General features: G+C 70.4%; 8 protein-coding genes and 1 pseudogene. 5 read left to right on the forward strand and 4 right to left on the reverse strand.

The window, feature by feature from the left end; genetic code table 11:
- The first annotated feature begins 450 nt into the window (after positions 1-450).
- Positions 451-1,944: a hypothetical protein gene (locus ACWCP6_RS18400; protein WP_450933506.1), complete on the forward strand. Its 1,494-nt coding sequence runs from the start codon at positions 451-453 to the stop codon at positions 1,942-1,944.
- 314 nt (positions 1,945-2,258) lie between these two features.
- Here the strand turns inward: ACWCP6_RS18400 and ACWCP6_RS18405 are convergent.
- Positions 2,259-2,844, reverse strand: a pseudogene (locus ACWCP6_RS18405) (diaminopimelate decarboxylase family protein); the annotation flags it as partial.
- On the opposite strand from ACWCP6_RS18405, the gene ACWCP6_RS18410 reads away from it, so the two are divergent.
- The 4 genes from ACWCP6_RS18410 (at position 2,791) to ACWCP6_RS18425 (ending at position 6,744) form a co-directional block, all read left to right on the forward strand.
- Positions 2,791-3,207, forward strand: a complete 417-nt coding sequence (locus tag ACWCP6_RS18410; RefSeq protein WP_450933700.1) for a hypothetical protein — start codon at positions 2,791-2,793, stop codon at positions 3,205-3,207. The pseudogene ACWCP6_RS18405 and the gene ACWCP6_RS18410 overlap by 54 nt on opposite strands.
- 9 nt (positions 3,208-3,216) lie before the next feature.
- A complete protein-coding gene (locus tag ACWCP6_RS18415; protein ID WP_450933507.1) occupies positions 3,217-3,894 on the forward strand; it encodes an NAD-binding protein in 678 nt (225 codons plus the stop codon).
- Positions 3,895-4,069: 175 nt separating this feature from the next.
- A complete protein-coding gene (locus ACWCP6_RS18420) occupies positions 4,070-4,159 on the forward strand; it encodes a K(+)-transporting ATPase subunit F (protein WP_450933508.1) in 90 nt (29 codons plus the stop codon).
- 11 nt (positions 4,160-4,170) lie between these two features.
- Complete coding sequence (locus ACWCP6_RS18425) at positions 4,171-6,744, forward strand: ATP-binding protein (RefSeq protein WP_450933688.1); 2,574 nt, start codon at positions 4,171-4,173, stop codon at positions 6,742-6,744.
- Positions 6,745-6,931: 187 nt separating this feature from the next.
- On the opposite strand, the gene ACWCP6_RS18430 is transcribed toward ACWCP6_RS18425, so the two are convergent.
- The 3 genes from ACWCP6_RS18430 to ACWCP6_RS18440 form a co-directional block, all read right to left on the reverse strand.
- Positions 6,932-7,450 carry a hypothetical protein gene (locus ACWCP6_RS18430; RefSeq protein ID WP_450933509.1) on the reverse strand — a complete coding sequence of 173 codons (519 nt, stop codon included), beginning with the start codon at positions 7,448-7,450 and terminating at the stop codon, positions 6,932-6,934.
- 104 nt (positions 7,451-7,554) lie between these two features.
- On the reverse strand, positions 7,555-9,510 hold the full coding sequence (locus ACWCP6_RS18435) for an amino acid transporter (RefSeq protein WP_450933510.1): 1,956 nt from the start codon (positions 9,508-9,510) through the stop codon (positions 7,555-7,557).
- A 318-nt stretch (positions 9,511-9,828) separates the two neighbouring features.
- Positions 9,829-11,403: a Na+/H+ antiporter gene (locus ACWCP6_RS18440; RefSeq protein ID WP_450933511.1), complete on the reverse strand. Its 1,575-nt coding sequence runs from the start codon at positions 11,401-11,403 to the stop codon at positions 9,829-9,831.
- Between the last annotated feature and the right edge of the window lie 56 nt (positions 11,404-11,459).

The raw sequence follows: 11,459 nt of genomic DNA on the forward strand, positions 1-11,459 counted from the left end.
CGGGGCCGGGGGGGGCGCGGGGCCCCGGCACCGCACGGTGCTGTGCGCGGGTGCCTGCTTTTCGGCACGCACCGGACCGCCTTCGCGCGGCTTCGGAGTGACGACTGCTCAGTCCTGGGGGCCGACGTCCGCGGCCCCCGCCGACGGCCTACGGCGAATCTAGCCCCGTTCCTCGGGGTGGATGTCCTGCCCGCCAGGAAATTTGCGGCACTCATACAGCCCGGTCGTCGACTCCGTCAAAGGGCCGTCAATCAAGCCTGAGAAACCATCAGGAACTCATCAATGCGAGCCGTTGGTGGCCGAATACGGTCGCAGACTGATCACCAACGGGGGACGGGCGACCGTCCGTGGCGTGACGTTGGAGGGACCGTGACTCTCACGGCCGGGTCGGCGCAGGAATCTCGGACCGAGGGAGACGCACCGCCACGAAGAGGGGTGGTCGCCCCGGCCGTGGGCAGCCCCCGACCGCGGCAGCGAGAGGGTTCGCGGACGGCCGGACCGGGTTCGGGGCTGAGCCATGGGGGGCAGGCCCAGGCCGCGCGGGCCGCTCTGCGCCGCCGCTACTGGGCCACCGTGCCCGCGCGGCTGCGTCTTCTGCGGGCTGCCACGGTCCTGCTCGCCGCCGCCCTCGCTGCACTCCTGCTGGTGGCCGGGCTCGCCGCCCTCGGCACGTGGAACAGCGTTGCCCAACGTGACGCGCCCCGCACCACCAGCGCCGCCGCCCTCAACCTGGCTCTGAACGACATGGACGCGCAGGCCGCCAACGTTCTGTTGTCGAGCGGCGATGCCGGGAAGGGGCGCCTGCAGACGCCGTACACGAAGGCCGTCGGCTTCTACGGCGACGCCCGACGCGAGATCGGACACGACCTGCGCGCCCTGGCCGTGGCCGCGCAGGGCAGCCGTGCGGACGAGAAGACAGTGGAATCGCTGACCGACGACTTCGCCGAATACCAGGAGCTGATCGGGCGCGCCCTGGAGAACGACGGCCACCGCGACGGCAAACCGGCCGCCCTTGCCGACTACCGCCGCGCCACGGACCTGCTGCGCAACCGGCTCCTGCCCGCCGCACGCACCTTGGTGGCGTCGAACAACACGGCCTTCGACGCCGAGTACGCCTCGGCCCACGCGGCTTTCTCCGCGCAGCTCGCCGCCGTCCTCGCCCTCGGCGTGCTGCTGCTGGCCGTGCTCGGCGTGCTGCAGTGGTCCCTCGCGCGTAACTTCCGCCGGATCCTGAACCCCGGCGTGCTGGCCGCCACCGTCTCTGCGCTTCTCGCGGTGGTCCTCGGATCTCAGATGCTGTCCGCCTCCGCCGATCACCTGCGCGTGGCTCGGCACGATGCCTTCGACTCCGTCGTCGCACTCTCCCGCTCCCGCGCCATCGCCTACGACGCCAACGCCGACGAGAGCCGCTACCTGCTCGACCCGCAGCGCCGCGCGCAGTACGAGGACTCGTTCCTCGCCAAATCCCAGCAGCTCTACGGCCTGAAGGGTGCCACCCTCTCGACGTACGACTCGGAACTGGCCACCACCTGGCAGGCGTACGAGACCGACCACCACGACCTCCGCTTCACCGGCGAGTTCCGCCGCGAGCTCGACAACGTCACCTTCGCCGGCGAACGAGCGGCGGCGGAGAAGACGGTGGACGCGTACGCCGTCTATCAAGGCGACGACCGGAAGGTCCGCGCACTGCTGGCGTCCGGCAAGGAAAGGGAGGCGGTCGAGTACTGCATGGGCTGGGAGCCGGGCACCTCCAACGCGCACTTCGGCGCGTGGATGGCTGCCCTGGACAAGGTGACGGACATCAACCGCGCCCACTTCGCATCCTCGGTACGGGACGGCCGCTCGGCGGTCGACGGTTTGCTTCCGTGGGCAGCAGGGTTGTTGGCGGGAGCCGCCCTGCTCTCCTCGCTCGGGCTACGGCCCAGGCTGGCCGAGTTCCGCTAGGCGTCGGTCAGCCGGGCCTCCTCCAGGTCCTGCGGGCGGTGTCGCTGATGCGGTGTGCGTCGTAGCGGCGGGGGCGCGGGTTCGGTCTGAGGGAGAGGATCACGACCTGGTCGTGTCGAGCGACGTTGTGCTCGGCATCGGCGCGCACGGCCAATGGGGCAGTCCGCTTGCCCCTGTTGAGAAAGACAGCCGTGTCTGGGATCCGGAGTCCGAAGCAACAGGTGTTCAGGGGTGTTTCGGGTTGCTCGCGGCATGCCGGGAACAGCCCTCCGCCGTGGGGGGGCACGGCGAAGGGCTGTGGAAGGGGACGGGGCTTACAGGCCGATGTCGCGGCGGCTCATGTCGTCCAGCGATTCACGGCGTACGAGCGTGCGGGCGATGCCGCCCGCCCGCGACGACGGGCGGACGGCCGACCCGGTTGTAACCGGAGGCCATGGACAGGTGGTAGGCGCCGGCTGCGGGGACGGCGAGGAGGTCGCCGGGGCGTACGTCGCCGGGCAGCGACACGTCGTCCGCGAGGACGTCGCCCGCCTCGCAGTGCCGGCCCACGACGGTCACCATGCCGGGCAGCGCCGACTACGGGCGGCCGATCAGCCGGGGCACGTACCGCACCCCGTACAGGGCGGGCCTGGGGTTGTCGCTCATGCCGCCGTCGACGGCGACGAAAACGCGCTGCCCGGTGCGCTTGACGGCGAGGACCCGGTAGACGGCGACGCCGGCGGGACCGACGATCGCCCGGCCCGGCTCCAGGGTGATGCCGTGCTGGTCCCGGATCCGGGCCATCAGGCCGACCATGCGCCGCACGGTCGCCACGTAGGGCTTGACGGAGGTGACCTGCGAGCCGAGGTGGCAGTGCAGGCCGACCAGCTCCAGATGCGGCTGGCCGAGGTTCCGGGCGAGCTCACCGCGGTCTTCGGCGCGCTGGCCGCGATCGTACTCGCGCTCGCTGCCGCCACCGCGCTGTTCGCGGACGAGCACCCCTGGTGGAAGAACGTCTACTTGCCGCTGTTGGACATCTTCACGATGGGCGACCCGGCCACTGGCGAACCCGTGGCCCGTCGGATGCTGCAGCTGATCGCGGGCTTCGTGGGCCTGGCCACCCTCCCGCTCGTCGTGGCCCCCACCATGAACGCCACAGAGGCGTTCCGCACCGCATCCGTCGGCCACCCCCCTGAGGAGGGGCTCTCCGACCACGTCATCCTGGTCGGCCTCGGGAAGATCTGCACCCGTGTGCCGGCGCAGCTGCACACCACCGACCACTAGGTCGTCGTTGTGGAACGGGACCTGCACGCTCGCGGTGGCGTTCTCGCACGCGAACTCGGCGTCCCCCTGCTGTTGGAGGACGCCGGCGCTCCCGGCGTCCTCGACCGGGCGCGCATCCGGCACAGCAGGTCGCTGCTGGTGCTCACCCGCGACGACGGCGAGAACCTCGACATCGCAATGGCAGCGCGCGAGTCCAACCCAGGAGTGCGGGTGGTGATGCGGCTCTACGACGACGACTTCGCGGCGACGGTCCAGCGCACCCTGCGTGCCTCCTACCCCGACGCACTCACCCGCAGTCGCAGCGTCTCGGCTCTTGCCGCGCCGCCGTTCGCCGCCGCGATGATGCGCCGCCACGTGCTGGGCGTGATGCCGGTCGAGCGAGGCTCCCTGCTGTTCACCATGGTGGACGTCGCCGGGCACCCCGAGCTCGAAGAGCGATCGGTCCACGAGGCGTTCCGGGAGAACGAGTGGCGGGTCCTGGCCGTCGGCTGCTCCGTCCCGACTCCGACGGCCTCCTCCATGGACACTCTCGCCAGGATCCGTCTCGTCCGGCCCGGCTTCGACTGGCGGCCGCCGCACAGCCGGGTGCTGCGTGCGGGCGACCGCGTGGTCCTGGCGACGACGCGGCGCGGCCTGGACATTCTGATGACAGGGGTGCAGCCCCACCCGGCCGACCGGCGAGGGTGAAGGCGGTGGCTTGACCTGTCGCCAGGCCTGTCAAGACGGTGTCAACGTGCCGCCGACGAGCGCCAGGGATGCGTCAACGACGTGCCCTTCGGCGAGCGGATGGTCTTCAGTGAGGGCAAGCTCTTCAGCGAGGCAGGAGCGAAGCCTCGCGAACCGTTGGAGAAGTGAGGCACCGGTGAGTGCGGAGCATGTCGTCGGAACTGTCATCGCGGTCAGCCTGGTCGGGTATCTCGTCCTCGCACGGATCTTCCCGAACAGGTTCTGATGCCGGTCGCGATGGACAAGGTGCCGCGCCCGGCAACGGGCGGCACAGGGCTCGGCGCCTCTCGACTCGTCGGACGGCTGAAGGTCTACCTCGGTGCCGCTCCGGGGGTTGGCAAGACCTACCGGATGCTGGACGAGGGGCGTCGCCGGGCCGCACGCGGCACCGATGTCGTCGTGGGCTTCGTGGAGTGTCACGGGCGCCCGCACACGGAGTCCATGCTGGACGGACTGGAGGTCCTGCCGCGAGCCCGCTGCTCCTACCGGAGCGGTGAATTCATGGAGATGGATCTCGACGCGGTGCTGGCGCGACACCCTCAAGTGGCGCTGGTCGACGAGTTCGCGCACACCAACGTCCCCGGAGAGGGCCGCCACGCCAAGCGCTGGCAGGACATCGAGGTGTTGCTGGCCGCCGGGATCGACGTCGTGACGGCGGTGAACATACAGCACCTGGAGTCCCTCAACGATGTCGTCGAGAAGATCACCAAGGTGCCCCAGCACGAGACGGTGCCCGACGAGATCGTGCGCCGCGCCGATCAGATCGAACTCGTCGACATCCCGCCCGAAGGGCTGCGCCGCAGAATGGCGCACGGCAACATCTACGCGCCCGAGAAGGTCGACGCCGCACTCGCCAACTACTTCCGGCCCGGCAATCTGACGGCCCTGCGCGAGCTCGCCCTGCTCTGGGTGGCCGACCGGGTCGACGAGGCCCTGCAGTCCTATCGCTCCGAGCACGGCATCGGCCGAGTGTGGGAGACCCGCGAACGCGTGGTCGTCGCCCTCACCGGTGGCCCCGAGGGCGACACGCTGATCCGCAGGGCCGCACGTATCGCCGACCGCTCCGCCGGCGGCGACCTGCTCGCCGTGCACGTGGCCCGCAGCGACGGCCTTGCCGCCGGGACATCGCACGCTTCCCTCGCCCGCCAGCGGCGACTCGTGGAGGACCTCGGCGGCAGCTACCACTCGGTCGTCGGAGACGACGTACCCAGCACCCTCGTGGAGTTCGCGCGCGCCGAGAACGCCACTCAGCTCGTCCTGGGCACCAGTCGCCGCGGCCGCCTGGAGCGCTTCGTCACGGGCCGTGGCACCGGCGAGACAACGGTCGCCCTCTCCGCGGATATCGACGTGCACATGGTCACGCACGAGAGGGCGGGACGGGGCACCCTGTTGCCGTCACGGCGGCGTACGCTGCCGCGCTCGCGCCGGATCGCGGGACCGGTCACCGGGCTTGTCCTGCCCGTGCTGCTCACCCTTGTGCTGGACCAGGTCCGCGGCCCTCTGAACCTCACCAGTGAGGCGTTGCTGTTCCTCCTGGCGGTGGTGGGTGTGGCCTGCATAGGCGGGGTCGCCTCGGCCGTGATCGCCTCGCTCACGGCATCCCTGTTGCTCAACTACTGGTTCATCCCGCCCGTGGGGCAGTTCACCCTGGGCGATACGAACAGCATGCTGGCGCTCGGGGTCTTCGCGATCGTCGCTGCTACCGTGGCCGCCGTCGTCGACCGCTCTCTGCGGCTGTCGCGGCGCTCGGCGCGAGCCACCGCCGAAGCGGAGACCATGTCCTCGCTCGCGGGGGCCATCGTCCGCGGCGACGCGACGATCCCGGCCCTTGTGGAACGCACCCGTGAGACGTTCGGCATGGAGTCGGCCGAGCTGGTCGAAGTGCTGCCCGAAACCGGCGCCGACGCCGGTAATCCCGTGACCGCCGTGACCGCCGTGCCCGCGGGACCCGGCGCGTACCTCGTACTGCGCGGCCGGACCCTTCCGGCTCCCGACCGGCGCGTGCTGGCCGCGTTCGCTGCGCACGTCGGCGCCGCCGTCGAGCGTGCCCGGCTCGCAGAAGCCGCCGCCGAGGTGGAGCCGGTGAAGGCCGCCGACCGGATGCGCACCGCCCTGCTCCGGGCGGTCGGGCATGATCTGCGCACCCCGCTCGCCGCCGGCTGGGCGGCCGTGACCTCGCTGCGCAGCCGTGAGGTGCACTTCTCGGACGAGGACCGGGACGAACTGCTGGCCACCGCCGACGAGTCCCTGGCCAAGCTGAACCGGCTGGTGGAGAACCTGCTGGACCTCAGCCGACTCCAGGCCGGTGCGCTCACCCTGGACCTGCGGCCCACCGCCTTGGAGGAAGTGCTCCCCGCCGCGCTGGAATCGCTCCCGCCCGGGGGACCCGAGGTCGAGATGGGGGACCTGGACGAGATCCCGGCCGTGCTCGCCGACCCTCCTCTTCTGGAGCGAGTGATCGCCAACCTGGTCGGCAACGCGGCCCGACACACCCCGCCGGGCTGCACCGTGCTGCTGACCGCGAGCGCGCTGGAGGGGCGGGTGGAACTGCGCGTCGTCGATCGGGGCCCCGGCCTGCCGCCGGAAGGCCGGGACCGGCTCTTCGAGCCCTTCCAACGCCTTGGTGACACCGACAACACCTCCGGCCTCGGCCTCGGCCTGGCGCTGTCCAGGGGGCTCGCCGAGGCGATGGACGGCACACTCACACCGGAAGACACCCCCGGCGGGGGCCTGACCATGGTGGTGTCCCTCCCCGTCGCCGAACTGACAGCACGTGAGCACGTGTTGAGCACAGGGGCGGCGAACGCATGAGCCCGACTTCGAGCAGACCCGCCGCACGCTGCCCGACTTCCGGAAATGATCAGGGTGTGCCGGACGTGGACTGTCCCGCCCGCATCCACAGAAACGGCCGCGACCCGGCCCGGGCCACAGGGCGAAGAGACCGGACTCGCCCGCGACGGCCGGGCATCATCAGTCTCGTACCCGGTGGGGTCCTTGATCAGGAAAGCCCGGAAGCCCTGAGAACCGCCTGCGCGGTCTCGTCGTCGATCTGGTGAGCGAGTTGCCTCAGCACGTCCGCTCCGTGTCGCAGCGTGCCGCGCTCGATGGAGCGGCGTACGCCCGTGTCGAGCTCATGCCAGATCAGCGGGTTCGCGGCGAGGACGCGGGGGTCGAGTTCCAGACGTCGGCCGTGGGTGTCCCGCAGCACCAGGTGCGAGGAGAGGCCGCCGTACTGCCGGACGGCCACCAGTGAATCCGTACGCACGATGCGCCTGCGCCAAGGGCTGCGGACCGCCAGCCAGCCGGGGCCCGCACTCACCCGGTGAGGCAGCAGGACGGCGAGGACCACGGCGGACAGGGTGAGCCACAGCAGGGCGCGGAGAGGTGTCAGGCTTGCTGCGTCCCAGTCGACCAGCAGGGACATGACGCAGAAGAGCAGGGCACAGCTCACAGCCAGCCGGGCGCTGCCGCGCCAGTGGCGGTCGCCGGCCGGGCCCAGCGGTCGGCTTCGTTGCATGCCGCTGACGCTAGGCAGCCGCGCGGCGTCCGAAGCGCGCCGCTGACGGGGCCCTGACGCCGCGCGGGCCAATCTTGACGGGATCCTGACGCGTGTGCCTGTTTTCAGCCGGTGTGGACGCGGGGCCTCCGTCGGCGGTCCGGCTCCGCCACGCGCAGGACCTCACGGGTGACCGGGGCGACCTCGCCCTGGCCGAAGAGGAAGAAGCGCAGAAAGTTGGCGAGGGGGTTGCCCTCGGTCCACTCGAAGTAGATGTGCGGGGTGCGGCCCGTGGAGTCGCGGACGTGGAGGAGGAGCGCGGCGAGGGCGTTGGGGATGGAGGAGGACTCGAGGGTCAGCACGCGGTAGCGGTTGTGCAGGACCTCACCGCGGACGGTGAGACCGGCCTCGAACTCCGAAGGGTCGGTGACCGTCACTTCGACGAAGACAAAGTCCTCCTGGCCGGGGATGTCGTTGTCCGCCCGGATCTGCTCGATCTTGTCTCGGTACTCGGCCTTGTCGCGCTGGTCGGGCTCGTTGGCGATGAACCGTATCTTCCGGCTGGCCATGTCCCGGACGAATCGCTTCGCCATGTCGTCCAGCTCGACATGGGTGACACGGAGCTCGAACGCCCGGGCCAGCCGGGAAAGCAGGGAGACCAGAATGATGCCCGCAATGAAACAGGCGCCGATCTTCACACCGTCCGGGCGTTCGATGACGTTCACGACGGTCGTGTAGAGGAACACCGCCGAGATGACCGCGAATGTGATCATCCAGTTGCGCTGGCCGGCCTTGCGCGCGGCGATGGTCACCGCGATCGCCGCCGAGCTGATCAGAACCAGGACCCCGGTGGCGTAGGCGCCGCCCTGGGCGTCGACGTCCGCGTCGAAGATCCAGGTGACCAGGAAGCTGATCAGGGTGAAGACGATGACCATGGGGCGGACGGCCCGTGCCCAGTGAGGGGCCATGCCGTAGCGGGGCAGGTAGCGAGGCATCAGGTTCAGCAGGCCGGCCATGGCCGAAGCACCCGCGAACCACAGGATCGCGATCGTCGAGACGTCGTAGACGGTGCCGAAGGTGCCGCCCAGGTACTCGTGCGCCAGGTAGGCCAGTGCACGTCCATTCGCCTGGCCGCCGGACTGGAACTCCTTCTCCGGGATCAGCACCGTGGTGATGAAGCTGGTCGCGATCAGGAAGACGCTCATGATCAGCGCGGCGGCGGTCAACAGCTTCTTGGTGTCGCGGATACGGCCCGTGGGGGTTTCCTCCGTGTCGCTGTCGTCGCCCTTGACGTGCGGCATGACGGCGACGCCGGTCTCGAAACCGGAGAGACCGAGCGCGAGCTTGGGGAAGACGATCAGCGCCACGCCGACCATGGCGAAGACGTTTCCGTGCTGGGCCGTCAGCGCGCTGGTCCAGTCGGTGACCACATGGCCCGCGGTGGCGACGTGCCACAGGCCGACGATGACGACCACGACGTTCAGCGCGAGGTACACGCCCACCAGTGCCACCGCGACGCCGATCGCCTCCAGGAAGCCCTTGAGGAACACCGCGCCGAGCAGCGCCACCAGGAGCAGGGTGATCAGCATCTGGCGGCCGTGCAGGGCGCTGGTCAGGTGCGGGTTCTCGACAAGGTGGGTGGAGGCATCGGCAGCGGAGAGTGTGATGGTGATCAGGAAATCCGTGGCCGCGAAGCCCAGCAGTGTCAGGACGAACAGTTTGCCCTTCCAGAAGGACAGCAGTCGTTCCAGCATGGCAATGGAACCCTCGCCGCGGGGGCTCTCCTCGGCCACTCGCCGGTACACGGGCAGGGCGCCCGCCAGGGTGACTATGACGAGCACGATGGTCGCGACGGGCGACAGCAGGCCGGCCGCGAGTGCCGCGATACCCGGTTGGTAGCCGAGGGTCGAGAAGTAGTCGACGCCGGTCAGGCACATCACCCGCCACCAGCGCTGGCCCTGGTGCGGGGGCTCGGGTTCGGCCTGCGGGCCAGTGCGGCCGACGCCCTTGCCCATGTCGGACAGGCCCTCCAGCATCCACGCCCGCAGTCGGCTCGGCGGCGGGTGTTCGGTGGTGGCCATCGGCGTGCTCTCCTGATGTGCGGCTCAGCGTCGGGTTGTGGCCATCACGCGGACGGCGGCACCAGCGTATGCAGAGCGTGATGCAAGGGCCCACGAATGGGTCACACCCCGGCGTCAAGCTTCCGTTAAGACCGGTCGTGTGGACGCCAGCGGCACATCAAGACCATGGCGTTTCAGTTGTGCGCGCGAAGAATGGGGCGTAAACGGGCCGATCGCGGTGGCCCAGGGGCAGGCATCGAGCGTCATCTCGCGCTCCGCTTCCCGCTGCCCGGTGTGAACGTGATGCACAGGTGGACGCGGAGTTCCGCCGAGGGGCGCTCAGGTGTCCGCCAGCCGTGCTTCCTCCAGGTCGAGGGAGCGCAGGAGGCGGCGCCGGGTGGTGTCGCTGATGGCCTGCTCGTCGTAGAGGCGTTGCAGTTCCACTGCTTCGACGGCGATCATGTCGCGGCGCAGCTGGCGGTAGATCAGGTCGGCGGATTCGACCGGGGCAGCGGCTCCGCTGCCGTCGTCGAGGCGGTCGCGGGCGTCGTCGAGGCGGGCGTTGAGGCCACGGCGCAGACGGTCGAGGACGACCTCGGGTACGGCTTCCAGCTCGGAGAGTTCCTCGAGACGGCGGATGCCCGCGTCGGCCAGGCGGCAGCGGGCAGAGGCTTCCTCGCGCTCGGTGTGGTCGGGCTCCAGGGCGATTCCGGAGCGGCGCACGACGGGGGCCAGGGTGAAGCCCTGGACGACGAGGGTGACGACGACGACCGAGGTGGTCAGCACAAGGACCAGCGGTCGGTCCGCCAGGGCGGCACCGTTCTTCGTGGTCTGCGGGATGGACAGGGCGGCCGCCAGCGGCACGACCCCACGGGTGCCCGCCCAGGTCAGCACCATCGGTATCCGCCAGTTCATCCGCTGGATGCCGCCCTTGCGCTGGACCACGGCCGACAGAGGCGCCAGCCACAGCAGCCGTACGGCGATCAGGGTGCCGGCGACGGCGAGGGCGTACAGCGGCCACGCCCGGTCACCGTCGGACAGCGCCTGCACCTGTGCGGGCAGAGCCAGGCCGATGAGGCTGAAGACCACGCTCTCCAGCAGGAACACCACGGTGCCGTAGACGGCGTGCAGTTGGAGCCGTATACGGGCATTGGTGAGCCGGTCGCCCCGGCCACCGAGCACCACACCGGCGACCACGACGGAGGTGACGCCGGAGGTGTGGGCCGCCTCCGCGAGGACGTACGCGGCGTACGGCGTGACCAGCGAGATCACGGTCTCCAGGACCGGGTCCTCGGTGCGCCGCCGGATCAGCGTGACCACCCCGGCGACCGCGGCACCGATGAGCGTGCCACCGCCCGCCAGCATCAGGAACTCGCCTCCTGCGGCGCCCCAGTTCCCCGCAGCTGTGGCCACGGCGACGCTGACCGCCACCCGGAACAGCACCAGCGATGTCGCGTCGTTGAACAGGCTTTCCGCCTGGACCAGGACCTGGACCTTGGGCGGCAGGGCGAGCCGTCTGCCCAGCGCGGTCACGGCCACCGGGTCGGTGCTGGCCAGGACCGCACCCAGCACGAACGCCATCTGCCACGACAGAGGAGTCACCAGCGACGCCACCCAGCCGACAGCCGCGGCCGAGGCGAGCACCAGCCCGATCGCGAGGATCCCGACCGGCTTCCAGACCGCGCGCAGCTCGCGCCAGGACAGCTCCTCGGCGCTGGCGTACAGCAGCGGCGGCAATACGACGAGGCCTATGGCCTCAGGGCTGATCCCGATCTCCGGGGTGCCCGGCAGCAGCGCCACGACCAGGCCCGCCACGACGAGCAGGGACGGCGCGGGAATGCGCCACCGGCGTGCGAAGGTCGCGACGACAGTGGCCAGTATGACCAGTGCCAGAACCGTGCCTACGCTGCGCATGCCGTCCCCCTGGGGCTTCGAAGGAGCCTCTCTGGCTCCCCGCCGACCAGACTTCC

Source organism: Streptomyces sp. NPDC002004 (assembly GCF_053593975.1).

Bases quoted from the DNA above. Each gene is read 5' to 3' on its own strand.
- ACWCP6_RS18430 (WP_450933509.1), bottom strand. From the start codon at position 7,450: ATGCAACGAAGCCGACCGCTGGGCCCGGCCGGCGACCGCCACTGGCGC.
- ACWCP6_RS18435 (WP_450933510.1), bottom strand. From the start codon at position 9,510: ATGGCCACCACCGAACACCCGCCGCCGAGCCGACTGCGGGCGTGGATG.
- ACWCP6_RS18440 (WP_450933511.1), bottom strand. From the start codon at position 11,403: ATGCGCAGCGTAGGCACGGTTCTGGCACTGGTCATACTGGCCACTGTC.
- ACWCP6_RS18425 (WP_450933688.1), top strand. From the start codon at position 4,171: ATGGACAAGGTGCCGCGCCCGGCAACGGGCGGCACAGGGCTCGGCGCC.